At 40.2% G+C, this 24,773-nt stretch carries 28 protein-coding genes, 9 tRNA genes, 1 pseudogene and 1 riboswitch; of the genes and pseudogenes, 35 read left to right on the plus strand and 3 right to left on the minus strand.

Annotated elements, in window-relative coordinates; all coding sequences use genetic code 11:
* Positions 1–112: 112 nt before the first annotated feature.
* The 13 genes from BLR88_RS01180 to BLR88_RS01240 all read left to right on the plus strand — a co-directional run bounded on the left by BLR88_RS01180 (position 113) and on the right by BLR88_RS01240 (position 4,726).
* Positions 113–197, plus strand: a tRNA-Tyr gene (locus tag BLR88_RS01180).
* A 22-nt stretch (positions 198–219) separates the two neighbouring features.
* Positions 220–293 (plus strand) — tRNA-Trp (locus BLR88_RS01185).
* A 12-nt stretch (positions 294–305) separates the two neighbouring features.
* Positions 306–381 (plus strand) — tRNA-His (locus BLR88_RS01190).
* A gap of 4 nt (positions 382–385) precedes the next feature.
* A tRNA-Gln gene (locus BLR88_RS01195) sits at positions 386–460 on the plus strand.
* A 58-nt stretch (positions 461–518) separates the two neighbouring features.
* Positions 519–594, plus strand: a tRNA-Gly gene (locus tag BLR88_RS01200).
* Positions 595–600: 6 nt separating this feature from the next.
* Positions 601–674: transfer RNA gene (locus BLR88_RS01205), tRNA-Cys, on the plus strand.
* 12 nt (positions 675–686) lie between these two features.
* Positions 687–775: transfer RNA gene (locus BLR88_RS01210), tRNA-Leu, on the plus strand.
* Positions 776–802: 27 nt separating this feature from the next.
* Positions 803–887 (plus strand) — tRNA-Leu (locus BLR88_RS01215).
* 8 nt (positions 888–895) lie between these two features.
* A tRNA-Gly gene (locus BLR88_RS01220) sits at positions 896–969 on the plus strand.
* A gap of 162 nt (positions 970–1,131) precedes the next feature.
* Complete coding sequence (locus BLR88_RS01225) at positions 1,132–1,800, plus strand: uracil-DNA glycosylase (protein WP_139184885.1); 669 nt, start codon at positions 1,132–1,134, stop codon at positions 1,798–1,800.
* A 234-nt stretch (positions 1,801–2,034) separates the two neighbouring features.
* The gene (locus BLR88_RS01230) at positions 2,035–2,244 is read left to right on the plus strand and encodes an alpha/beta-type small acid-soluble spore protein (protein WP_091259837.1); all 210 of its coding nucleotides are present in this window, start codon (positions 2,035–2,037) and stop codon (positions 2,242–2,244) included.
* Between the two features lie 442 nt (positions 2,245–2,686).
* The gene (locus BLR88_RS01235; protein ID WP_057899778.1) at positions 2,687–3,367 is read left to right on the plus strand and encodes a uracil-DNA glycosylase; all 681 of its coding nucleotides are present in this window, start codon (positions 2,687–2,689) and stop codon (positions 3,365–3,367) included.
* Positions 3,368–3,391: 24 nt separating this feature from the next.
* Positions 3,392–4,726 carry a purine/pyrimidine permease gene (locus BLR88_RS01240; protein ID WP_236781905.1) on the plus strand — a complete coding sequence of 445 codons (1,335 nt, stop codon included), beginning with the start codon at positions 3,392–3,394 and terminating at the stop codon, positions 4,724–4,726.
* 46 nt (positions 4,727–4,772) lie between these two features.
* Here BLR88_RS01240 and BLR88_RS01245 read toward each other — a convergent pair whose 3' ends face one another.
* On the minus strand, positions 4,773–5,459 hold the full coding sequence (locus tag BLR88_RS01245; protein ID WP_254778195.1) for a B3/B4 domain-containing protein: 687 nt from the start codon (positions 5,457–5,459) through the stop codon (positions 4,773–4,775).
* Between the two features lie 99 nt (positions 5,460–5,558).
* Between BLR88_RS01245 and rnhA the strand changes: the two genes are divergently transcribed.
* From rnhA to BLR88_RS01300, 11 genes and pseudogenes are all read left to right on the plus strand, one after another.
* A complete protein-coding gene (gene rnhA, locus BLR88_RS01250) occupies positions 5,559–5,993 on the plus strand; it encodes a ribonuclease HI (protein WP_057899777.1) in 435 nt (144 codons plus the stop codon).
* 27 nt (positions 5,994–6,020) lie between these two features.
* Positions 6,021–7,190 (plus strand): tRNA epoxyqueuosine(34) reductase QueG, encoded by a 1,170-nt coding sequence (queG, locus tag BLR88_RS01255; RefSeq protein WP_057899776.1) that lies wholly within the window; start codon positions 6,021–6,023, stop codon positions 7,188–7,190.
* A 66-nt stretch (positions 7,191–7,256) separates the two neighbouring features.
* Positions 7,257–7,793 carry a methylated-DNA--[protein]-cysteine S-methyltransferase gene (locus BLR88_RS01260; protein WP_057899775.1) on the plus strand — a complete coding sequence of 179 codons (537 nt, stop codon included), beginning with the start codon at positions 7,257–7,259 and terminating at the stop codon, positions 7,791–7,793.
* A gap of 172 nt (positions 7,794–7,965) precedes the next feature.
* On the plus strand, positions 7,966–8,928 hold the full coding sequence (locus BLR88_RS01265) for an amidase domain-containing protein (RefSeq protein ID WP_057899774.1): 963 nt from the start codon (positions 7,966–7,968) through the stop codon (positions 8,926–8,928).
* A 73-nt stretch (positions 8,929–9,001) separates the two neighbouring features.
* Positions 9,002–9,979: a signal peptide peptidase SppA gene (gene sppA, locus BLR88_RS01270; protein ID WP_057899773.1), complete on the plus strand. Its 978-nt coding sequence runs from the start codon at positions 9,002–9,004 to the stop codon at positions 9,977–9,979.
* A 40-nt stretch (positions 9,980–10,019) separates the two neighbouring features.
* Positions 10,020–10,418, plus strand: coding sequence for an RDD family protein (locus BLR88_RS01275; RefSeq protein WP_091259666.1), 399 nt, complete (start codon positions 10,020–10,022; stop codon positions 10,416–10,418).
* Between the two features lie 136 nt (positions 10,419–10,554).
* A complete protein-coding gene (gene trmL / locus BLR88_RS01280) occupies positions 10,555–11,019 on the plus strand; it encodes a tRNA (uridine(34)/cytosine(34)/5-carboxymethylaminomethyluridine(34)-2'-O)-methyltransferase TrmL (protein ID WP_057899772.1) in 465 nt (154 codons plus the stop codon).
* Positions 11,020–11,183: 164 nt separating this feature from the next.
* A complete protein-coding gene (locus BLR88_RS01285; RefSeq protein ID WP_057899771.1) occupies positions 11,184–11,909 on the plus strand; it encodes an HAD family hydrolase in 726 nt (241 codons plus the stop codon).
* Between the two features lie 87 nt (positions 11,910–11,996).
* A riboswitch (SAM riboswitch) is annotated at positions 11,997–12,110 on the plus strand.
* Positions 12,111–12,258: 148 nt separating this feature from the next.
* On the plus strand, positions 12,259–13,062 hold the full coding sequence (locus BLR88_RS01290) for a MetQ/NlpA family ABC transporter substrate-binding protein (RefSeq protein WP_057899770.1): 804 nt from the start codon (positions 12,259–12,261) through the stop codon (positions 13,060–13,062).
* A gap of 350 nt (positions 13,063–13,412) precedes the next feature.
* Positions 13,413–13,706: an antibiotic biosynthesis monooxygenase family protein gene (locus tag BLR88_RS01295; RefSeq protein WP_236781903.1), complete on the plus strand. Its 294-nt coding sequence runs from the start codon at positions 13,413–13,415 to the stop codon at positions 13,704–13,706.
* A gap of 328 nt (positions 13,707–14,034) precedes the next feature.
* A pseudogene (locus BLR88_RS01300) lies at positions 14,035–14,910 on the plus strand (protein prkA); the annotation flags it as partial.
* A gap of 69 nt (positions 14,911–14,979) precedes the next feature.
* Here BLR88_RS01300 and BLR88_RS01305 read toward each other — a convergent pair.
* Positions 14,980–16,599, minus strand: coding sequence for a recombinase family protein (locus BLR88_RS01305; protein ID WP_091259668.1), 1,620 nt, complete (start codon positions 16,597–16,599; stop codon positions 14,980–14,982).
* A 115-nt stretch (positions 16,600–16,714) separates the two neighbouring features.
* Positions 16,715–16,996, minus strand: a complete 282-nt coding sequence (locus BLR88_RS01310) for a hypothetical protein (RefSeq protein WP_091259670.1) — start codon at positions 16,994–16,996, stop codon at positions 16,715–16,717.
* A 210-nt stretch (positions 16,997–17,206) separates the two neighbouring features.
* Here BLR88_RS01310 and BLR88_RS01315 point away from each other — a divergent pair, with 210 nt between their 5' ends.
* From BLR88_RS01315 to BLR88_RS01370, 11 genes are all read left to right on the plus strand, one after another.
* Positions 17,207–17,464, plus strand: coding sequence for a hypothetical protein (locus BLR88_RS01315; RefSeq protein WP_091259672.1), 258 nt, complete (start codon positions 17,207–17,209; stop codon positions 17,462–17,464).
* Between the two features lie 146 nt (positions 17,465–17,610).
* Positions 17,611–17,826, plus strand: a complete 216-nt coding sequence (locus BLR88_RS01320) for a hypothetical protein (RefSeq protein ID WP_091259674.1) — start codon at positions 17,611–17,613, stop codon at positions 17,824–17,826.
* A 179-nt stretch (positions 17,827–18,005) separates the two neighbouring features.
* Positions 18,006–18,260 (plus strand): hypothetical protein, encoded by a 255-nt coding sequence (locus tag BLR88_RS01325; RefSeq protein ID WP_091259676.1) that lies wholly within the window; start codon positions 18,006–18,008, stop codon positions 18,258–18,260.
* A 158-nt stretch (positions 18,261–18,418) separates the two neighbouring features.
* The gene (locus BLR88_RS01330; RefSeq protein WP_091259678.1) at positions 18,419–18,703 is read left to right on the plus strand and encodes a hypothetical protein; all 285 of its coding nucleotides are present in this window, start codon (positions 18,419–18,421) and stop codon (positions 18,701–18,703) included.
* A gap of 83 nt (positions 18,704–18,786) precedes the next feature.
* Positions 18,787–19,200 (plus strand): hypothetical protein, encoded by a 414-nt coding sequence (locus BLR88_RS01335; RefSeq protein ID WP_091259680.1) that lies wholly within the window; start codon positions 18,787–18,789, stop codon positions 19,198–19,200.
* A 106-nt stretch (positions 19,201–19,306) separates the two neighbouring features.
* Positions 19,307–20,833: a DNA primase family protein gene (locus BLR88_RS01340; protein ID WP_091259682.1), complete on the plus strand. Its 1,527-nt coding sequence runs from the start codon at positions 19,307–19,309 to the stop codon at positions 20,831–20,833.
* A gap of 991 nt (positions 20,834–21,824) precedes the next feature.
* Positions 21,825–22,040 carry a hypothetical protein gene (locus tag BLR88_RS01350; RefSeq protein WP_091259686.1) on the plus strand — a complete coding sequence of 72 codons (216 nt, stop codon included), beginning with the start codon at positions 21,825–21,827 and terminating at the stop codon, positions 22,038–22,040.
* Positions 22,040–22,426 (plus strand): hypothetical protein, encoded by a 387-nt coding sequence (locus BLR88_RS01355; protein ID WP_091259688.1) that lies wholly within the window; start codon positions 22,040–22,042, stop codon positions 22,424–22,426. Before BLR88_RS01350 ends, BLR88_RS01355 begins: the two co-directional genes overlap by 1 nt.
* 169 nt (positions 22,427–22,595) lie before the next feature.
* A complete protein-coding gene (locus tag BLR88_RS01360) occupies positions 22,596–23,465 on the plus strand; it encodes a hypothetical protein (RefSeq protein WP_091259690.1) in 870 nt (289 codons plus the stop codon).
* On the plus strand, positions 23,458–23,883 hold the full coding sequence (locus tag BLR88_RS01365) for a DUF1064 domain-containing protein (protein ID WP_091259692.1): 426 nt from the start codon (positions 23,458–23,460) through the stop codon (positions 23,881–23,883). The genes BLR88_RS01360 and BLR88_RS01365 overlap by 8 nt, the downstream gene beginning before the upstream one ends.
* A 172-nt stretch (positions 23,884–24,055) precedes the next feature.
* Positions 24,056–24,553 (plus strand): hypothetical protein, encoded by a 498-nt coding sequence (locus BLR88_RS01370; RefSeq protein WP_091259694.1) that lies wholly within the window; start codon positions 24,056–24,058, stop codon positions 24,551–24,553.
* Positions 24,554–24,773 lie beyond the last annotated feature (220 nt).

Consider the following 24,773-nt stretch of genomic DNA (forward strand, 5'->3'; position numbering starts at 1 on the left):
TGGCAGAGCACCTGACTTGTAATCAGGGGGTTGAGGGTTCGATTCCTTTCGCCGGCACCATCACAGTATTTCATTACTCTGAATATCTACTCTTTGGATTGTCCAATAATATGGAGGGGTAGCGAAGTGGCTAAACGCGGCGGACTGTAAATCCGCTCCCTCTGGGTTCGGCGGTTCGAATCCGTCCCCCTCCACCATTTTTCAAGTAGCCTAATGTATAGGGGCATAGTTTAATGGTAGAACAGAGGTCTCCAAAACCTCCAGTGTGGGTTCGATTCCTACTGCCCCTGCCATATTTATTTATGGCGGTCGTGGCGAAGTGGTTAACGCATCGGATTGTGGCTCCGACATTCGTGGGTTCGATTCCCATCGATCGCCCCATTGCTGGGGTATCGCCAAGCGGTAAGGCAACGGACTTTGACTCCGTCATTCCCTGGTTCGAATCCAGGTACCCCAGCCACTTCCTTTACGCAAGTAGTTGAAACCTTTAACAAAAGAATTTATAATAAATAAAAGATGCGGACATAGCTCAGCTGGTAGAGCACAACCTTGCCAAGGTTGGGGCCGCGGGTTCGAGTCCCGTTGTCCGCTCCATACAATGGAGGCATAGCCAAGTGGTAAGGCACAGGTCTGCAAAACCTTTATCCCCGGTTCGAATCCGGGTGCCTCCTCCATTTTTCTTTTATGCCGGGGTGGCGGAACTGGCAGACGCACAGGACTTAAAATCCTGCGGTAGGTGACTACCGTACCGGTTCGATTCCGGTCCTCGGCACCATTTATTAGTGTTTTAGCTTTATCTCGTGCCGATGTGGTGGAATTGGCAGACGCGCACGACTCAAAATCGTGTTCCTTCGGGAGTGTCGGTTCGACTCCGACCATCGGCACCATACATAATGCGGGTGTAGTTCAATGGTAGAACATCAGCCTTCCAAGCTGAATACGTGGGTTCGATTCCCATCACCCGCTCCATTTATTTTAGATGCATATACATACGAACAACGCGGTTTTTCGTTCCTAAAAGGACGAAGGGTCGCGTTTTTTATTTATGGAGAACGATCAGTGGAGTCTGCAAATGTTTCCGATTATATCTCGCAATTTAAGGAAAAGATAAAAGGGAAAGGGGAGGAATCCATGTTATTGCCTGAGAAATTTTTAATTTGTGTGCGTTGTGAAGATGGGGTGAAACGGGAAGAAGGACAAACTCCTATTCCGGGTGAAGGAATTCCAAATGCAGAAGTTATGCTTATCGGGGAAAGCCCGGGAGCAGAAGAAATGAAAAGCGGCCGCCCCTTTCAGGGAAAAGCTGGAGAAAATTTAAATAGGTTTTTGGCTTCTGCGGGCTTAGACCGGAGCAAAATGTATGTTGCGAACACCACCCGCTGCCGTCCCTACAAAGAAACAGTACGTATACTAAAGGATGGTACCAAAAAAATTACCAAGTCCAATAAGCCTCCTTCTCAGCATGCGATTCGATCTTGTGCAACATGGCTTGATATGGAAATCGACTTGGTTAATCCAAAATTGATTGTTACCCTCGGTTCCACTCCTTTAAAGCGTTTAGTTCCTGATTATAGCATTTCCGAAGTGCATGGTACTTTGTTGACTGTGCCAATACAGCATGCTGGCGAAAAAGAAGATAGCCGTGAATTTACATTGTCAGAAAAAGAATATCATGTGTTTCCACTGTATCATCCCGCAGCGATTATCTATCGCAGGGAGCTTCAGGAAGTGTTTGAGCAGGACTTGCATAAACTACGGAAAACGGTGGAAGAGTTGAAATTAAATAGCGTACTTTTATAAAGGATATGTTTATGTTTTTTCACAATAAAGTTTTTATCCTTGCACTTCTCCCCCCTATGTTAACGCTTAAAGGATGATGAAGAGTATTCTGCTTGTATTTGACTATAAAAGTGGTCATCTATAGCATTTTCTTTTTTTGTAAAAATCACCAATGTAATTTATGTATAAAATTTATTCTATGAGGAATTTTAAGACTAGCATTCACCAATATTCACTATTAGGAGGTTTTTCATGATGAATCAACGTCAAACACGTAACACGAACAACTTGGTTGCCCCGCAAGCCCGGGCTGCGCTGGATCAGATGAAGTATGAAATTGCAGCAGAGTTTGGTGTGACACTTGGCCCGGATACTACTTCACGCCAGAATGGTTCTGTAGGTGGAGAAATTACGAAGCGCCTTGTGCAGATGGCTGAACAGCAGCTTTCTGGTCGTATCCAATAACTTTTTGTATCGCTTTGAAGCTATGTATTCTTTTGTTACCAATGCGTGAAAAGAGAACAGAAAGTGCGTGGAAAATGGAGCAACTCTTGAAGAGTATGCTTAGCAAATATTCCGCTGCCTGAAATAAGGTAGCGGAATATTTTATGTGTAAGAAAGGTTCATTATCAACGTCAACTTAGTAAGCACTACCGTACTGGAAGTTTTTATGTAGTCAACCATGCTATTCCGCAGTCTGGTCTAAAGACGAAAGAGCAGCTGCTCGAAGCCTGAACGGTACAGATGAGTGAACAAACAAAAAATAAGAGCAGGTGCAAGGCACAAAAAAGATGAAAAATGGAGCTGGGGCAAAAGGCTATGCTCCGTTTTTTTGTCTGCTATTTTAACATATGAAAAAAATGTGGTATTGTAGAAAAGGATGTAATCATGATGGGAGAGAAAGCGGATGAAACATGTCGCGGAAGGCATGCAGGATTTTTACCGTCGTCTGACAAAAGATGGATACAAGCCAGACGATGTAAAACCGGCGCTGTATCAGGTAGAGCGCATTGTACATATGGAACAGCTTCGTCGACATATACTAAACTGTATGGATTGCCAACTATGCGAGAACGCGAAAAATCGCGTGCCAGGCACCGGCAACACGGGCACTCCGCTCATGATTGTAGGCGAAGGGCCAGGAGAAGATGAAGAGAACTGGGGCCTACCGCTTGTCGGCATCAGCGGTTCTTTGCTGACGCTTATTCTTGGTAAAGCCGGAATCCGGCGCGAGCAAGTATATATGACTAATGTGGTGAAGTGCCGGGTCACGGATGAAAAAGGGAAAAACCGGACCCCGATGCGGGAGGAAACATTGGAGTGTAGCAAATATTTACGGCGAGAGCTGGAACTTATCAAGCCTCGGGTGGTACTTGCACTCGGCAAAGTGGCGCTGCAATTTTTCTTTCCGGATATGAAAACTATGTCACAGTTCAGGGGCAATGTGTATGACTATCAGGGAATTAAAGTTGTACCCACATGGCATCCAGCATACGTAGTACGGCAGCGGGGCGATGCCCTTGCCAAAACAAAGCGGGAAGTATGGGCAGATTTGAAGGTTGCTATCGAATGTGCCAAGGGAAATTAGAAAACGGGAGGAGAGGAGAGAAGAGTGGGATCACAGCTAGAATCAGGTAGAAACTTGTATGGATTAAACGAAACGCCGCCTCTCTCAGTAACGGTAACCGCTGCATCGCAGTGGTTTTTTGTTACACTTTCAAGTTCTCTTGTCGTGCCGTTGGCGATCGGGGAAATGTATGGATTGCATGCATCGCAGCTGAGTCAGTTTGTACAGCAGACGTTTTTTTTTATAGGACTTGTATCGCTTTTGCAAATCTTATTTGGTCACCGATTGCCGATTACAGAAGGACCGGCTGGTATGTGGTGGGGCATTTTCGTGATTTTAGCCAACCTCGGCATGGCTGCTGGACAGGCGCCGCGTGAAATCGCGCAATCTTTGGAACTAGGGCTTATTGTTGCAGGAATTATGCTGATTATTCTCGGAGCGACTGGATTTATTGAGAAAATCGAGAAAATATTTACGCCGCTTGTCAGTGGAAGTTATTTAGTTTTGCTTGCCGCCTCGCTAAGCGGCCCGGTTGTGAAAGGGATGCTCGGTATTGATTATTTTTCGCCGGGAAGTGGGGTTCAGCCTGCTCTGGCCGCTGTTTCTTTAGGGCTTGTTTTCTTTACGTTTGTCATGATTCGTTCACGGTTTAAGTACATCCGCAGTTTCGCTATTCTTATCAGTATGGTCGTCGGATGGCTCATATATTTAGCGACGGGGTGGATAAAGCCGCTGCAGGAGGCAGGGGCGTTATTTTCTTTACCCAAACTATTTTTCTGGGGGCCACCTGTATTGCATGTCGGCACGATTTTAACTTCTCTGATTACAGCTTTAATTTTGTTGACGAACCTTATTGCCAGCATTGCTGTTGTAAGCCAAGTGGTAGGTGTGCGGCCGCAGGAAGAAAATTATCGGCGAGGGGGAATAATGACGGGGGTAGCGCATATCTTGTCAGGAGTCGGAGGCATCGTCGGTCTCGTTCCCCTTTCCATCGCTGCAGGTGTTATTCAGGTGTCGCGCATCGCTTCGCGTCTCCCCTTTATAGTTGGTTCGGTCATGATGATGTTACTCGGCATCTTGCCGCCGGTAAGTCGTATTCTTGCTGGCTTGCCGTCTCCTGTCGGGTATGCGGTCATGTTCGTTACATTTACGCAGTTACTTGGTTTTGGTCTGCGGGATTTCGGGCGTGTTATTCTGGATGAAAGAAAGATTTTAATTGTCGGGTTTGGATTGTTGGGGGGAATCGGACTGATGTTTGTTCCGCCTGAAGCGTTGCGGAGCTTGCCGCCTATCTTCAGCAATCTATTTGGCAATGGTCTTGTTATGGGAGTTCTGTTGGTTATTTTTATGGAACAGGTTGTCATGCGTCAAAAATCATAACTTTCAAGCAAAAAACTCGCGAAGTTTTCGCGAGTTTTTTGCTGCGCTATGTAATAACAAGATATGGCTTTCCGTCTACTTTCGTGCATGCTCCGCCATTTACATGAGTGAACATTTCTCCGGCCGATTTCAACAACTGTTCGTCTGTCCAGCGGTTAAATTCTGGATAGATGTAGAAAACATGTGCTAATCGTTTTGCCTCTTCCGTGACGCTTGTACGTATGGAGTCGACAAAAGGGCTGCCAAACGGTCCTTGCTCGTCAGCAAGCACAAGTTTTCCTGCACAGGAAATTTCCCGCCCGTTTAATCCTTTATATGTTTCACTTTTCTTTCCAAGGCGCAGGCAGACATTTCCTTCGATTTTATCACGGTCATACAATCCGGCCGGAAGACCGAATTGCAAAGATAAGAAGTTATTTATATCCACGCCTGTATGGATCCAGTGAAACGGTTTGTTTTGTAGCACGCGTCGCACAAGCGCCTCCGAGGAAGGACGATAGCGTGAAGGATCTATACCTAAGACTTTGAATATACGGCGCCATTCTGTAATGCCAGGGACTTCTGTTATCGGTTTATCCAGATAATCATGACGTATATTTTCCAAAAACAGATTAATGCGTCCTTTCAGCATTTTGGGTGTGGCTGACAGCGATACATTATCATAATGTAAAATACCGAGCCTAAGTCCGGGCACTTTATCGCGAATGGAGGAATCCATTGTATATGTTTGCACAGGTCAACCTCCTTTTTGATGGTATTTTATCATATTTGCCAAAAAGACAGGAGAAATTGATATACTAAATAAATAAATCTAAAGAAAAAGAGGGACAAGATGAAAGATGTGATCATTTATACGGACGGCGCCTGTTCCGGCAATCCGGGGCCCGGCGGTTGGGGAGCCGTGTTATTATATGGGAAGCATCGCAAAGAAATGTGCGGTAGCGAAGATAACACGACGAACAATCGCATGGAGCTGAAAGCTGCCGTAGAGGCACTTAAAGCATTAAAAGAGCCGTGCAATGTACGTTTGCATAGCGACAGTGCTTACCTTGTCAACTGTTTCCAGCAGGGCTGGTATAAAGGCTGGATCAAAAACGGCTGGAAAAATAGCAAAAAGCAACCAGTGGAAAACCAAGATTTATGGAAAGAACTACTGGCGCTGATGGAAATTCACAATGTACAGTATGTAAAAGTAAAAGGACATGCAGACGACGAATTAAACAACCGATGCGACGAACTGGCGACTGGGGCCATTGTGCGCCGGTAGAAGGAAGAAAAACGAAGGGGTGGCAGGATGGAACAAAAGCAGCACAAACAAGCGGAGACGGATTGGAGCCACCTGAAGCAGGAAATCATTGCATATGCGCATAAAATTGGAATTGATAAAATCGGGTTTGCCTCGTCGGCCCCGTTTCTAACATTAAAAGAAAGATTGTATAAACATCGTGAGCTGGGTTACGAGTCCGGTTTTGAAGAAAAAGATATTGAAAAACGGACGCATCCAGAGCAAATTATGCCGGAAGCCAAATCGATTATCGCTATTGCACTCGCCTACCCCTCCCGCATGGAAGCGCCGCCAAAATCGACGCCTGGAAATTATCGGGGGATTATGGCCCGCGTGTCGTGGGGGGAAGACTACCATCGTGTACTGCGCGATCGTCTGAAAAAGCTGGAACAATTCCTGCACGAAAAAGTCCCTGATATTAGGACCGAGATTATGGTGGATACGGGTGCATTATCAGACAGGGCGGTGGCGGAACGCGCCGGATTAGGCTGGGTAGGCAAAAACACATCGCTGATCACTCCTGAATTCGGCTCATGGGTATACCTTGGAGAAATGTTGACGAGCGCGCCGTTTCCGCCGGATAAACCGATAGAGGACGAATGTGGGGATTGCACGATTTGCATCGATGCTTGCCCGACGGGCGCCATCGTTCAAAGGGGACAGCTAAATTCACAACGTTGTATCGCATTTTTGACACAGGTTAAAGATATGATTCCGGAAGCATTTCGTCCGGCGGTTGGCAACCGTTTATATGGCTGCGACACATGCCAGCAGGTTTGTCCCAAAAACCGCAAAATCAATTTTACCCATCATCCGGAATTCGTTCCTGATCCGGAGATGGCCAAGCCATTGTTAAAACCGCTTTTAACCATTAGCAAAAAAGAATTTGCTGCGAAGTTTGGCCGTACATCCGGAGCTTGGAGAGGAAAGAAGCCCATTCAGCGCAATGCGATTTTAGCCTTGGCACATTTTAAGGATAAGAGCGCGGTTCCGGATTTAATTGAGATCATGACAAATGATGAACGTCCTGTGATGCGGGGAACGGCTGCTTGGGCGCTCGGCAGAATCGGCGGCGATGCAGCAATTACCGCTCTAAAAAAAGCGAAAACACGCGAAAAAGTTAAAACAGTTCTTAGAGAGATAGAAAAAGCGCTGTCCCTTACAGAAAATGTCGAATGATTGTACTGGATTTTCGTTTTTTATCCGAGGTAAGATGAAAAGAAAATGTATAAAGGTAGGGATTAGGTGAAGTCGGAAGTTTACTATACCGTGTATCAAAGTCCCCTCGGGCCTATTACATTGGCCGCTGCTGACGCTGGAATGTGCTGGGTAGAGTTTGGCGAAAGCGAGACAGCTAAGCTTTCTTTGGTGCGTTGGACGAAGAAATGGCTTCATACGGAGAAAATTACCTATGCTCCGAAATTTTTCTTAGAAGCGACAAAACAGTTAGACGAGTATTTTGCGGGCAAACGCCGTGAGTTTACCCTTCCGCTTGACATACACGGTACGGCGTTTCAAAAAATGGTCTGGGAGCAGTTACGAAGGATTCCATATGGCGAAACGAGATCGTACAAAGACATTGCATTGGCAATAAACGCTGCGAAAGCGGTGCGCGCTATTGGCGGAGCTAATAACAAAAACCCGTTGTCTATTTTCATTCCGTGCCATCGGGTTATTGGCTCAAATGGCGCGCTTGTCGGGTACGGCGGCGGGTTGCATATCAAAGAATATTTGCTGCGGTTGGAGGGCGTACTGGAGCGTTCGGAAATCGGTTTTGTATAAATGATAAATAATACAAGAAATAAGAAGTGGAAAAGGTGGTGTATGACGCTTGCATACAAAGCGTCATACACCACCTTTTTTGGTTTGCGCTATTATTCTGGTCTTCGTGGAGCATATACATATTTTGAAACGATATTTTTTAAGATAGACCGCTTTGGAAAGGAGAAAGGAAATGACCACATGGAGAGAGGCGCTAGAACACTATTTTCAATGTCGGACAAAAGGAATGATTGTAGGGACGGAAGAACTGGATTCTTATCTGGGCGAAGGCACAAAAGCGGAAATGATTCAGGCCTGTAATGCGCGGCGCAGGCAGCAGCTTTCTGCGAGAAATGCGCGTCCGCTGAAAAGTCGGTTGCAGCTTAGTGGTATCCAAATTGAAAAAGAAGGTACCACAGAAATTATCGTTCGGGTTGAAGCGAACGAATGGTATGCTTATCAACTGGAGAATCAATGGTATGAGCAGGAAAAAGAAGTACGCACACGCATTGTATTGCGAAAATGCGAGGAAAACTGGGTCGTTGAGCAGGAGGAACCGATTGTCGCCCACCTTAATGCTTGGGAATCAGAAGCATTAGAAGTTCTTTGTTTGGGTGGTAATGACAAATATGAGGTAGAGGACGGAAGTGAGCACGGATTACGTTATACGTACGATCGGCTTCAGGCGGTGCGTTATGCCGAAGCGTGGTGGGACGGCTACAACCCACAGTTTCGTCACTTTGACGTGGATTGTACGAACTTTATATCGCAATGTTTGTATGCGGGGGGAATCCCCATGCGCTATACAGGCAACAAGGCGACAGGTTGGTGGTATAGAGGAGGAAACAGCCCATCGGCACAGTGGAGTCATAGTTGGGCGGTTGCGCACAGTTTTCGCTGGTATCTCGAAAAGGGAGGCCATATTAAAACCGAAGTGAAAACGAGCGCTGGTGAACTATCGCTAGGAGATGTGATTTGCTATGATTTTGACGGCGACGGGCGGTGGCAGCATTCCACTATTGTTGTGGCCAAAGACAGCCAGGGTATGCCACTTGTGAACGCCCATACGACGAACAGTCGCCATCGCTATTGGGACTATCATGATTCAACCGCTTATACACCGCGCATTCAGTATCGTTTTTTTCATATTTTATAAACGAATTGAATCTTTTGAACGGATGATTCGTAAAGAAAAGAGGAAGGATGATATGCAGATAAGGAGGAAGTGAATGATTGTTATGAGCAATATGAACAAACGGAGGTGGATTGCGCTTGCAATCGTTGTAGTCATAGTAGGAGCGGCGCTGTTCCTTCAAATATTGCGGGGCGATACGATATCTGCTTCTGCCCCGAAATTGTGGCAAGAGGAAATCGTATCAGGAAGCGGCTCCGACAAGATATTGCAACTATATGTAGAAGGCGTGATCTCGGAAGAAACAAGCTGGAATAGTTCATTTGATTACGAAGCGCTTATTTCCCAGTTGAACCAGGGGAAGGATGACCCGAAGGTTAAAGCGTTCGTTATTCGGATTAACTCGCCGGGCGGAGCAGTTGTTCCGACGGATGAATTGTATCGTAAACTCAAACAGATTAAAGCGGAAACGAAAAAGCCGATTGTTATTAGCATGGGTTCATATGCGGCCTCTGGCGGCTATTATATTGCAACAGCTGGAGATAAAATCTTTGCCAATCCGTCCACGCTGACTGGTAGTCTCGGCGTGATCGCTTCGTATTTGAACTACGGTGAGCTTGCAGAAAAATACGGGGTTAAAGAAGTTGTAATTAAGAGTGGTAAGTTCAAGGATATTGGAAATCCGATGCGCGAAATGACGCAAGATGAACAGGCATTATTGCAAAATATGATTAATGAAAGTTATCAGCAGTTTGTTTCAGTAATTGCGGAAGGCCGAAAGATGCCACGGGAAAAGGTTCTTCAACTTGCCGATGGCAGGGTATATACAGGAAAGCAGGCGAAAGCGAACGGTTTGGTTGACGAATTTGGCACATTGGAAGATGCGACTGAGGCGGCACGAAAAATGGCCGGTTTGCAGGAAGCAACGGTTGTTCGCTACGAAGAGCCGTTCGGCTTTTCTAAAATATTCTCGTCTTTTTCGGCTAAACTTTTTTCATTGAATTTGCAGTCTTTACCCGATGTTCTGAAAGAAGAAAGACGGACACCAAGCCTCGAGTATATTTATCGTCCGTAGTTCATACATTGGTGGCAACCGGGCAAAAGGAGGAGTGCTTATGGAACATGAAAGCATGCGGTACGCCGGATTTTGGATTCGTTTTTTGGCAGCCTTGATTGACGCTATTGTGCTGATGGCAGTTATGTATATTTTAGGGTTAACTTCGTCCGAGACATTTTCCGTAGAGTGGAATATAGAGAATCTTATCGGGCTTGCCTACTACATTATCCTTACTGGTTTGTATGGGCAGACGCTTGGCAAAATGATTATTGGGGTCAAAGTAGTGCGGACGGATGGCAGCGCGGCAGGTTGGGGCGCGGTTGTCTTAAGAGAGACAATCGGCAAAATCCTATCCGCCATTGTATTTTTCCTCGGGTTTATATGGGCCGGATTCGACAAGCAAAAACAGGCTTGGCATGACAAGATAGCCAGCACATATATAGTGAAGACGAAATAAAGGAATGCGAAGAGAAGGGCCGCAATTTTGCGCAGCGGCTCTTTTTTACATATTATGATGAAAAGCAACAGACGAAAGTACGTTCATTTCTGTTTTACAAAGAATGTGCTATGATAAAGATGAGGTGAACAGGTGAATGGCGTTTAACATCGTGTTGCATGAGCCGCTTATACCGGCCAATACGGGCAATATCGCCCGCACGTGTGCGGCGACCGGGACAAAGCTTCATTTAATCGAGCCGCTCGGTTTTTCCACGGACGATAGATATTTAAAGCGGGCAGGGCTTGATTATTGGCATGCGGTCGATATTACATACTATAAATCGTTCGCCGATTTCGCAGCGCAGCACAGGGAAGGACGGCTCTTTTTTGTCGAGACGAGTGGAGCGAGATACCATTCCGAGGTAGAATACAGGGATGGTGATTTTTTTGTTTTCGGTAAGGAAACAACCGGTATTCCGCAAGAGATTCTTTCGCAATATCCCGGACAAACGATACGCATCCCGATGGGCGATGCGACTCGTTCACTTAATCTGTCTAATACAGCGGCGATTGTATTGTATGAAGGTCTTAGACAAATAGGTTACCCTGGCATGAAGTAAAACGGGATACAGAAGTTTGGAGGTATATATTATCGAAGGAATAAATTCCGCATGTTCATTATTATCGACCGTGCGAAACAGACAGGCTGCAATTATCGGGATTTGTACAAGAATAGAAAGAGCATATCGCTCAGCAGTGGAAACAGTAAAAGGAGGATCCGGGAATGGCGGAAAGAGCGATGCTATTTGATCTGGACGGAACGTTGTTGGCATTGGACACAGAAGCTTTTGTTCACAGGTATATGAAGAGGCTGGGGGAATATACCGCTCATATTGTCGATCCGGAATTGTTGGTCAAGTCTGTGTGGCAGGCGACCAAGTACATGATGACAGATGACAGGGCAGAACGGACGAACGAAGAGATTTTCCGTGACCATTTCCTTTCGTTATGCGGCTTAGAACAGGAAGCCATCTGGCCTGTGTTTGATAAGTTTTATGCGGAAGAGTTTCCGCGGTTGAAGGAAGATATTGAACCGCACCCGTACGCGCTTCAAGTCGTAGAGGAAGCGAAAAAGCAGGGCTACAAGCTTGTTGTGGCTACCAATCCGATATTTCCCGACGTTGCTATTCGCGAGCGGATGAAGTGGGCTGGTCTCAAGGAAAATGATTTTATTCATGTAACCGTTTTTGAGTCATCCCATTATTGTAAGCCGAACCCGAAATATTTCCTGGAAATTTGTGAACGGATTGGCATAAAGCCGAAGTATGCTATCATGGTCGGCAATGATATGCAACAGGATATGGTAGCGGCGGAAGTTGGTTTGAAGACATTTCTTGTCGAAGATTACAAGATTGATCGCGGTGTGCCACAATACCGGGTGGATGCTTCCGGTACGCTGCAAGAGCTGTACGATCAACTTATTTCACGCAACGGAATTTTTTCCGAATAATTAACAAAAACATTTTATTAGAAAAATAATTGACAAGAGTGCATAAGACACGTAATATAGTTCTCAGCATAATAATTAAATACTTCTCGCTTATCGAGAGAGGCGGAGGGACTGGCCCAATGAAGCCCGGCAGCGGATTTTCCTTGAGCGGAAAATGCTGTGCCAATTCCAGCAGGATTTTTCTATCCTGGCAGATAAGAGTTCGAGGTTAAGATATAACCCCTCTTCGCTCTGCCGGAGAGGGGTTTTTGTATCACGCATATCGGGCCCATGTGCGCGATACGAACCGACACCTTTGCCAGACATAGAAAATTAGAAATGAATTGAGAGTAAAGAGGGGTAAAAGACGATGAAAAAATGGATTGTATCTGTCGTTTTGTTGCTCACCGTCGGTTTGCTCGCGGCATGCGGCGGGGAAGGTAATGGGAAGAAAATTGTGGTCGGTGCAAGCTCTGTTCCGCATGCGGAAATTCTTAAGTTTGTACAGGATAAATTAAAAGAGCAAGGCGTGGAGATGGAAGTAAAAGAATTTACAGACTATGTGCTGCCGAACACGGCGCTTGAAGAAAAACAGCTTGATGCGAACTATTTCCAAACCATTCCTTATCTTGAAGATTTCAATAAAAAACATGGCACTCATATCAAAGCATTGGATGGCATTCACTTGGAACCGATGGGACTGTACCCAGGCAAAGAAAAGGCGCCTGAACCGAAACAAGGTGCAGTTGTAGCGATTCCAGACGATGTATCCAACGGTGCACGCGCATTGAAATTGCTGGAATCGAAAGGCTGGATTAAACTGACGCCCGGCAAAGAGCTAAACAGCTTGACGAAACAGGATATTATCCAGAATCCGAAAAAGATCAAAATTACGGAAATGCAAGCTTCCATGCTGCCGCGGGCGATCAATGAAGTGGATTACGCAGTCATTAATGGAAACTACGCGATGGAAGGCGGTCTGACGTTCGACCAGGCGCTTGCGGTAGAAAACAAAGATTCCGAGGCCGCCAAAACGTTTGCTAACATTATCGCTGTTAGAGAAGGCGATGAAAACCGCGAGGAGATTAAGAAGCTGATTCAAGTACTGAAATCAGACGATGTGAAGAAGTTTATCGAAGAAAAATATAAAGGTGCAGTTATTCCGGTATTCTAAGAAGCGAGACAACCGGCTTGCCCTTTTTGCCTAACGCAAGAACTCCGCTCTTTATAAAAGATGCGGAGTTCTTATATTTCATAGTCCCCAAGTTTTGTCTTCGTTATAACCAGCTGTGAAGATCGCACCAAGTAACATGACTGAGACAAGCAAGATGATAACCATTTCTTTGTCTCCTTTCCCAAGCCTATTTCATCTTTATTATAATGGATTGTGTCATACTTTGGAATATCGCAGAAAAGACAATCTTGTTAAAGATAATGCGCTTACATTGGAAATTAACGGAGTGATTTGCTATATTGAAAAGGAGCGATACTTTACGGAGGTGAGCTTTACAAATGTATGTTGTGATGAATGTGTTGCAAGTCCCCGCTGAAGGCAAGGAGCGGATGGCAGAGATGTTTGCTAAAAGCGTGGAGCGGATGAAACAGGTACCCGGTTGTCTGGAATTCCAGTTTTTAAGCGCAAAAGGTGCGGACAAGCAGATCGTGTATACGAAATGGGATAGTGAAGAATCGTTCCGAGCGTGGACCGAAAGCGAAGGATTTCGTCAGGCTCATGCGCACGCTTCCAACAATAATCCGGCTACCGGATCGCAACTGGAAATTTACGAAGTGTTGCATGGTGCTACATACGACAAATAAATTGAATCGGGATATAAGTTGAAACACCAGACCTATAGCGGGGCTGGTGTTTTTTAATACCCTGCCTGCAATTTTTGCTTAAGCAGTGATTCTACATTCGGGTCGTTCCGTCATATATATATAAATACTAATAAGAACTACTGGCTTAACTTTATACAAATGGTCATATGTTATAGCTGGAATAGCAAGGGTTTTTGCAAGTATGTAAGCCGGATAAAAATCTTTATGGTGAAAAACCTGCTAGCATGTCATCTGCATTTTCAGAATAAGATAGTAAAAAGCGCCCTAAGAATGACCATTCCGTAGAAGAAAAGGAGAGGAGTGCCCGATGGATATCCTGAAGCGGATTGCAGAACACCGTGCACGTGAAGAAAAGATAAAATGGGAAGGAACATTCGCTGAGTACTTAGAGATCGTAAGAAAGAATCCGCACGTGGCCCAGACCGCACACGCCCGGGTGTATAACATGATTAAGCACGCCGGGATTGAATATAATGAAGATGGCACGAAACGATATAAATTTTTTAGCGATGAAATTTTTGGCCTAGACCGTGCGATTGAGAAGTTGGTGGAGGAGTATTTCCATTCAGCCGCTATGCGTCTTGATGTTCGTAAGAGGATTTTGTTGTTGATGGGACCGGTCAGCGGAGGAAAATCAACCATTGTTACGATGCTTAAGCGCGGCCTTGAACAGTATACACGCACCGATGAAGGAGCGGTATACGCGATTAAAGATTGCCCGATGCAGGAAGATCCGCTACATTTGATACCGCATGAATTGCGCCCGGAATTCGAAAGGGAGCTTGGCATTAAGATTGAAGGTAATCTGTCTCCATATAACCAGATGCGTCTTGAAACAGAATATGGCGGTCACATCGAAGATATGCCAGTCGAACGCATCGTTTTCTCGGAAGCAAAACGGTGCGGCATTGGAACATTTAGTCCGTCTGATCCGAAATCGCAGGATATTGCCGATCTTACGGGAAGCATCGACTTTTCAACGATTATAAAGTATGGCTCCGAATCTGACCCGCGCGCGTATCGTTTTGACGGGGAATTGAACAAAGCGAATCGTGGTCTGATGGAATTTCAGGAGATGCTGAAGTGCGATGAGAAATTCCTCTGGAATTTGCTTTCGCTTACCCAAGAAGGAAACTTTAAAGCTGGCCGTTTCGCCCTTATTTCCGCTGACGAATTGGTTGTTAAATGATATCTACTAAAAGTATATAAGCAGGTGAAAGCAAATATGACTGATTTATAAAAAACCTCCCACTTAATTAAGTGAGGAGGTTGAATTTATTATAAGCATTGGGTTTAAATAAGCATGTAAGTTAAATTTTCCTTTTCCTGTCTTTTCAAGTACTATATAGTCAAAGATACCCCTTAAAAGTTCGTTCTTCTCACCTTTGCTTAATTCACCGTATCGATACAGATGGAGAATATCTTTAAATCCTGCTTGTAAAGTTTCAACATCTAATTCTTCCACTTGCTCTGCTTGTGTTTCTTTCCGTAAGAAGTTTAATTGTCTTTCTTTATCCTCTTTTTGACGTAAAATCTCCGCTCTATCCTGCTCGTATTCTTCATCGCTTATTTGCCCTTTACGCAGCATTCTTCTCAAAGCCGTTAATTCACCATCTAGATCTTGCAATTGCTTCTCTAAAACAGAAATACGATTAAGAGGATCAATTTTTTTATTCTGTTGCATCTTTTCAATATCAATTATTTCCTTTAACTTCTCTTTAAGTGTTTCAGGATTTACATTTATAAAATCTTCTTCTAATATTCTTAGTACTTCTTCTTCCACGCTATTGTATTTCATGTAAACACTGCAACCTAGACAAATCATAAACTCTTTTCTATAGCAAGACTTTGTGCCATCTTTTTTAGTGTAATATTGTGTGCTATATTGGCGTTGCATTTTATTTCCGCATTTGGAACAAACTATAAGAGAAGCCAACGGTGTTGGTTCAAATTCCAATTTCACTTTAGGACTACTCCTATTCTCTTTCATTTTTTGTCCTGCTTTTTCAAATGTTTCTTTATCAATGATTGGTTCATGGGCATTTTCAACCACAATCCAATCTTTTTTATCTTGCTTTATCTTTGTTCCTTTGTGTGTCCGTGTTGTTCGAAACTGAACGGTGCCGACATAAACCGGGTTAACAAGTATACGACGAATTACCATCGGCTTCCAGTAATCTTTTCCGGTTGCCGTGGGGATGCCCTCGCGGCTCAATCGAGTACTAATAGCATTATATCCAATACCTTCATTTACATATAAATGAAAAATTTTTTGAACTACCCATGCAGTATCAGGATCTGGCTCTAGTTTTTGTGTATAACTATTAAACTTGTAGCCGTAAGGAATACCTGCACCTCCCGTCATCCATCTTCCCATACGTGCATAGTGGGCACGGGCTTCCACCATTCTTTCTTTAATCATATCGTATTCCATGTTAGCCATGAACATATTAAATTTAATAACTTTTTGGTCATATGAGTTATAAGGGTCGTAAATCTTGCCCGGTGTAATAAGATAAAGATGTTTTTCCATTAATAAATCCCAAACAATACCCATTTGAGAATAATCCCCACGACCCAAACGGGAGATTTCTTTAATTGCAATAGCAACTGTTCTCGGCTCTTTTGCTTTTATTTCTTCTATAATAGAGGAGAAGACTGGTCGGCTTTCAATCAAATCTCCACCGCTCCCAATTTCCTCGTAGATATCCCAATCTATATGTCTAAAATTAGTTTCTAATAAATCTTCAATAAGCGTACGTTGCTCTGCTAATGTATCCTGATCAACTCTTTTTTCCCTCTCTATATCCTGTCTACTTTTACGAATATAACCGTATATGTATTTCACCGTATTTGGTAGTTGTCCTTGCAAAGTATATTCCCCCTTTTTAGTAGTTATCTTTTAATATAATACTACTAAAAAAAATACCTGTTATGACATACTAAATATTCGACAAAAAAAAGAAGAAGCAGGTGTGTCCCGCTCCTTACGGAATTCTTATGTATTGGTCAAGTACTTGTATCATATTGCCGATGTGTAATCGTCTAAATTCGTCCACTGTGTTATTTTTCACCATTTCTAATTGTTGTTTTATATCTTCTAGTAACACGCATAATGTAGTTCTGTTTAGAACATTCAATTTGCAATCTTCTCCATTTATAGTTCGAAACCGAACATTATAATAACTATTATTATCTTCAACTATTTTTTTCACTTCCAGATATGTACCATCATTTTCAATACTGTCACTAAGTTTGATAAAAGGCATTTTAGTTCCTCCTGTTGCTGTTTTTACTTATATCTTACCATGCTTTATTTGTGTTTTTGGTTGAAATATAATGTCATCAACAAAAAATTCTTTTAAAAAAAACTTAATTTTTTATTAAGGAAAAAGAAGGGATCTTCAAGTACGTGTCTAACTGTAGAGTCACAAAAGCGAGAACATAAATTCTCGTAAAGGGAAAGGAGGAGATGACAAATGGTACAAGTTAAAAACGAAATGTTTAACCGTATGATGGAAGAACTTAAACAACAAAAAGAATTAGTAATTTACAAAACTTTTGTTTTACAATACATAAACAATGCCATTGAAAACTTAAATATTCAAGGCACAGCGCTTGAACTCTTAAAAGGCTCTATGATTTCCATTCATACCGCTAAAACCAGAGAAGAAGTTGATTTTTATACACTACATGCAGAAGACTTTATTCGAAACATAGAAAACAACAAACAATAACAATCTTGGAGCGGGAAAGCCGCTCCTAATTATAAAAAAATTTTCTACATTTTTTATTAAGAAAAAGCAGGAAACTACTAACTAATGTTTAACTATAGACTTACAAACGAGAACAAATGTTCTTTTGACGAAAGGAGGTTGATATTATGTTTATTTACGAAGTAATTAAATCAAGAAGTCTAAAAGGAATACTAAACCGTGTCTTTGAAATTGCTCCATGTCTTAAACACGATTACACAGTAATTAATCCATTAAAAGATAAATTAAAAATGAACAAAAAAATCAAAAAAAGAAATTATTATCTTGTCGCATTTACGTGGAATCCAGAAACAAAAGAATATTGTTTCGAGTTTAATATCTAATATGTGTTCAGTACATAAGACAGATAGCATACTTAACAAAAGACAGCACTTGGTTTTCAACCAAGAAAAAATTTCTTATTTTTTCATTAAGAAAAAGCAGGAAATACATAATTAATGTTTAACTGTAAACATACAAAACGGGAACGAAAGTTCTCTAAATCTAATAAGGAGGTGATAAAATGGTACTTGCTAATTTTACATATTTAAATAAAGTACAAATTCACATTAAGTACGAAGAAGATACTTATTACCTTACAACTGAACATGCTTATATGATCAATGAATACAAATTTAACAACATTAAAGATTTACATAATGCTTTAGATAATATTAAGTACTATTACTTACAAGAATATATGGAAGAAAATGAAGAAAATCCAGAAGAACATCCTTCACATGAGCAAATGGAAAAATTGTTAGAAACTTTAATCTAATTGCAGGAGCGGGTCTCCATCCTGCTTACGGAGCGGTTCATATCCGCTCCAATTAATAAAAAAATTCTATATTTTTTATTAAGAAAAAGCAGGAAACGAATAATAAATGTTTAACTACAGACTCACAAAACGGAAAGATTAAAAGGAGGGGATTTAAAATGCCAAAATATTATCCTAACCGATTCACGGGGGAATTACTAGAAGCCTCTAAAGTATGGGCAAAAAACAAAACCAAATTAAGAGAAGAGGGTTATATAACAGATTTCTTTAAGCCTAATTGCTACAATGGACAAGATTACTACATCTTACGAAAAGAAGAAAATGGAGAATATCAATTTACAAAAGTTAGCCGTTTCGGAACAAAAAATAAACTACAGTTACTTCTTTTAACAGGCTGGGAAATCATCAAAGAGCCAGAACCAAAACTTAGAGAAGCAAAATAAAACACAAAAGATAAACACACTCCGACAGACAGGTAACGAAAGACAGAGCGTGCTGAAAAGCACAGAAAGGAGGGTGTTTAAAAATGTTAAAGCCAGAATATATTACGATCGTTGATTGTGGAGAAGATAATCAAGGAATTCCTTTTTGCAATTCACTATTTCAAGTTATTTCTTTCGTAGATAAAGAACAACTTGAAGTAACAACTATTGTTATCCGTGATAATATTAAATATCCAGTTTTCTACGATATTGACGACTTTTTAAGTATTTTTGTTTTTCAAATTTTACACAAGGAATGGATTAATAAAAGCAGAAATAAACCATCTCAGAAGAAATATCAAGAGTACATTCAATTTAAAGAACGTATGATTAACCATTATATCTATTTATTTGCTATTCTCTATGACTTAATGAAAGCGGAAGGCTGGCCAGAGGAACAAATTAAAAAATACAGCCCGCGCGCTTATAAATACTTAATGGAATATTTAAATAATTAAATTGTTATGAAAACAAGGAGGAATAAAACACAGATAAAAATACATAACTACAATACCGATTACACTCCTGATCCTTGTTGTTTAAGGAAAAGGAGGTCGATATGAAATGGTATTTTTAAAAGTTACTTCTAATAATGTAAATTATACTTCACGTGAATACATAGATGCTCTTATTGCAGCGAAAAGAAAAGAGCAACAAAATATTTGGGACGAGGAAGAAGAAAAAGCCATTCAAGAAACTAAAACAAATAATAATAATAATAATAATAATAATAATAAGCCTGAAAAGGCTAATACTAATAATATAAAAGAGGAAAAAGTAAGTAAATATATCGCTCCATTTATTATTAAAAACAAAAATGGAGATGAATATGTACATAGAGGATTACTCGCAGAGTACCTAATCGAAAATGTTCCTGCCATATATGCAACTGGACAACTTTACATCTACGAAGATGGAGTATATCGTCCTGCAAAAGAAAATGAGGAAAAAGGAATTATTAAAAAATTGATAACTCCTCAGTTCTCAAACATGGCGCTCATTAACGATGTAGCACAACAATGGATAATTGACGAACGTGTTAATAAGTTCCCACACCAACTAAATCCAGATCCATACAAATTAAATCTACTAAACGGAATACTAAACTTAAAAACAATGGAACTAGAAGAACATACCCCAAACTACTATTCCACAATACAAATTAAAGCAAATTACAACAAAAATGCAAAGGGAGAACACTTCAAGAAATTCTTAGATAGTTCTGTACCTGATAAAAAAATTCAAATGTTGCTGCAAGAGATTGTTGGATATAGTCTTACTACTCTTACAGATTCTAAAAAGATGATATTTATTTTAGACGGTCCAAGTGATACGGGTAAATCGACTTTCATCACAGCAACATTGGAGAATTTATTAACCGACAATGCTAAATCCCACGTAGAATTACAAGAATTAAGCGACAACGAATACAAGCAAGCAGAACTGTTCGAAAAAGTAGTAAACATTTATGCCGACCTTCCTGCAAAGGGAATTCAGGATATAGGATACATAAAAGCCGCTACAGGTGGCGATAAAATTACAGCACGTCGAATTTACGGACATCCATTTAGTTTTTACAACAAGGCTAAGTTTGTGTTTTCTACAAATGGACTACCTGCGAATTACAGCAAGGATACGTCTGACGCATTCTACAACCGTCTAATCATCATTCCGTTCAACCAAGTACCTAAGCAAAAGGATGTAACATTAAAAGAAAAATTAGCAAACGAAAAAGACTTCATCTTCATGTGGGCTTTGGAAGGATTACTACGTCTAATTAAAAACGGCTTTAAATTTACAGAAACAGAAACAACAGAGCAACTACTGCAAGAATATAAGCAAGAAAACAACCCTGTTATGCGCTTCGTAAATGAATGCTGCGAACTAGGTGATTATACTATTCCACGTGCTACTTTATATACTCACTACGAAAATTTCTGCGAACAAAACAACTATAAAAAACTTAGTGCGATTAAGTTCAATAAAGAACTAGAAAAAGCATATCCACAAATCACAAGAAAACAACTAAACGACGCGAGAAGAACAAAGGCTTGGTACGGAATTCGTTGCCTAGATTTTACGGAATTCTAATCATTAAAGCGGGAAACTTGTCCCGCTTTTTTTATTTTTCCTAAACAACAATATGAACCGACTTTTATTCTCCATGAACCGAGTTTGAACCGACTTATGAACCGATTTTATCCTAGAGCCACAAGGGATGAGCCGACTGAACCGACTTTTTCTAAAAGTTTTTAAACAGCAATACTAGTTTTTATAGAGTATACCAATGTCTTTTTATTGTTTAGGGAAAAAGTTTTACAGAAAATCGGTTCACTCGGTTCAAAGCCCGTCAAATCAAGGTTTTTTTGGTTCACAACTCGGTTCAGAGTCGGTTCATGTGTTTTTAAAACTCGGTTCATGTTAATTTTCTTTTTGTAAAAAACAAGGGAATGTATGTTCTGTGTTTAAAAATATAGTTGTAAATACTTTACAAAAGAAAGGAATGTTGTGCTTATGTTAGAGAAGAAAAAACAAAAGAGATTAGACTTTGTTAAATACCTAAATGACGATTATACTATCGTTATTGCCCGACATCCAAGATTCCATTGGATGTCGCATACGGAAAGTAATTATGTATATTTCTTGTATATTACTCGAACTCAAAACCGGTTCATCGATGAAAAGACAGCAGCGGTAGCAAGATACAACATTCTGTGCTTTCAACAAATTTATTCTTCTTACAGTTGCTTGATGAAATCGCTTTATGCCGTTATTTCCGAATATCTACTTGATGCGAATAAAATTTTAGAGGTTTTTTTGCTATGCGAAAAACTACGGGAACAATATGGAGAACAGCAAGTATTACGAGACTAATTATAAAAAACAGCAGGGATTTATTCCTTGCTGTTTTTATTTTTTAAAAAAAACTTAATTTTCCATAAAGAAAAAAGCAGGAATTGGTTAATTAATATATAACTGTAGTAATAACTTCTCCATTTCCCTGACAGATACGGTTTATTACGAAAGACAGCACAGGCATTTATAAATGCCGTATCCATATGTGGGGAAAGGAGTGATATATATGGGATACTTAAAAGAAAACAATGTAAATTATTTAATTCCTACTACCGAGAAGTGGCTTTCTTTTGAAAATTTATTAAAAGAAGGTTATACAAAAGAACAACTTAATCGTGCATATTCTTTATTCTGTGCTCATAAAGAGACTTATAGAAAAATGTATTATACATTTGGTTTTGAGGCTTGCCTCCGTGACATATTGGAAAGGGGGCGAGTTTAATGTCTTACATTTACAATAAATTAGACTTTAATGAACTCGCTGATTTAACCTTTTTGGATAAAAAAGGGGAATTACATATTAAATGTTTTTGTTATAACGAAGAAAACGAAAAAATAGGTGTTATTGTTCAACAGGTATTAAAAAATAATACTACAAAAGAATATTATTTAACTAATTTACAATATGCCAATTTAAAAAATGATTTTTATATAGACGATCTTCCACAAGCAGCGACATTATTAGAGCAACATTATCCGTTTTATTATCGTTTTAATAGAATTAATGGATTGTTTATGTTTACTTTCTTTGATCATGATGGAAACTTCTTATTACACGTAGATTGTACAGAGGAAGAGAAGAATTATTTAATTGGACATTTACTTTAATAATTAATTACAGTATTTACTTCACAGCAACCATACGGGCAGGAAAAAAATCCTGCTTAATGGTTGCTTTTCATTTACCAAAGACAGATTGCCTCCATACGAATGACAGCACTTGCGACTGCAAGGCCATGTAGCCGTTTATCGGCTTTCGGAAAATGGAGGTGATTGTATGGCAGATATGTTTGGTAATATTCAGTTTCGTTCAGACGAAAACGAAACCGAAAGATTATGGAGATTATTCGCAGAAGAACTTAAACAAGAGCAAGAAGGTTTTAGTTATATTAAAGGAACCTCTCAGGATTCCAATAATGGATATAAGCAACATAAGGATGCAAGGGATTCTAAATTTGATTTTGTTTTTCACTTTAAAGATTGGGATACTCAAGTTTACGAGAATATTCCTTCCTTTAAACTAGGGGAATTTACAGGAAAATTAAAAGAATGGAAATGGGATTATAATTTTATTCTTAATATAGAAGTTAAACGGGTAGGTATGGGTAATCAATACAGTGTTATGCCTAAACGCTTTATTCAAGCCTTTAATATACCGTTTTATGATAAAGACAATTGGCTGATCGTAGATTTTAGCAATGTATTAAAAATAAGTAATTTTGGTGGGATTATACATATAGAGGAGCGAAATGAGAAGACTGTCCATCATATTTTTCATCAGGAAGATATTCTTAAAGCCTGTATTGGCTATTATGTAATGGACTGGGAAGGAGATCCGACAAAGGTCGGTGGTGGGGGATATAAAGCAAAGACTTTACTTAATAAAAAATACTCCGTTAAGTTCTCTAGTTTTGAAAGTGTTAAAGATTATATCCGTAGTATGGCCGATTATTACCTTACGGTACAAAAAGAACAGAATAGACAGTTATTTTACAAGAATTTGCTTAATAAAGAAACACAAATACTTCCTTATTCAGAAAGTAAACTAAAAAATGCCAAAATTAAGCCTTTCATATTTGAGAATGGAGAGGTAAAAGAAATAGGTAAAGAGTTCATCTCATGTAAAGAGGTGATCTCTAATGGCTAAAAATAAATATAATGCTAGAAAAGTAGTCGTAGATGGGATTACTTTCGATTCTAAAATAGAAGCACAATATTATCTTTATTTAAAAGAACTGAAAGAGAAGGGCGAAGTTCTAGAATTTCAACTTCAGCCTCAATATCTTCTACAAGGAGAATACATAAATTCAGAAGGAAAGAAGATAAGACCAATATATTATATCGCTGATTTTCTTGTTACATATAAAGACGGAACACAAGAGGTTATAGATATAAAGGGGAAACCTACACCGGAAGCAAAATTGAAAAAGAAACTGTTTGAGTATAAATATAAAATCCCGCTTCTCTGGATTGTCTATGTAGCCAAGCGAGGAGGTTGGCTTCTATACGAGGAAAATGAAAGACTGAAACGGGAAGAAAAGAAAGCCAAGAAGCAAGAAGACTGATATTGATAATGTAGTAGTACTTATAGAGTTTAAAGCGAAAGAAGAGTTGGATAGTTAATATCCGCTCTTTTTTATTTATTTTTTTTGGTCCTGTTTACTTTTGGTATGTGTGTTATAATAGTTATACCAAAAGAAAAAAACGGTAAATATGTAAATAAAAGGAGGTAATAAAATGACATATGGAATTTTGACAGATAAAAGGCAAAAGAAAATTGTCACAGTATACTTTATTGTATATACTTTATTAACCGCCTTGGCTTTTTACCCACTTTATGTTATGCATGTAAATGCAAACAGCAGTTTCTGGATTTATTTATTCTCATTCATGCTTATAGCAACGGCTGGTGCAATCATCTTCAAAAGGATGTATTATGGAACGTATTATATATTAACAACCGGAACAGAAAAAGATGGTATTTCAGTTGGTTGGATTATCGCAATTTTTCATGTGCAGTTATTTATTTCTTTGGTTTCCTGTTATGTTCTTTACAATGTGTTTCATTCTCTTAGTTTGGCTGTTGTGTATTCTATCTTTTTCTTTGTGGGCGGTTTTAATTGGAACCTGTGCCACGGGCAGATGTATGCAATCGATACAGAACTATGGGAAAAAGGATATTTACCTAAAATTGTAGTAAAAAAATATAAAAAAAAGCAGGGAATTGATAATTAATGTTTAATTAAATAAGTGCAACGATCAACGATTAACAACGCTTTAATATTTTTAAACACCTTTTAAAATATATATGAACGGGTTTAGAGTAGTCCATCACAGTTAATGTGCTGTTTTGGACTACTCTTTTTATTTATAATTAAAAATATTGTTAATTTTTGTAAACAAAAAACAAGGAAAAGCCTTGTTGCTGTTTAAATGACAGGTAGATAGGTAAGGA

Origin of the sequence: Aneurinibacillus thermoaerophilus (assembly GCF_900099925.1) — a bacterium.
Lineage (GTDB): Bacteria > Bacillota > Bacilli > Aneurinibacillales > Aneurinibacillaceae > Aneurinibacillus > Aneurinibacillus thermoaerophilus.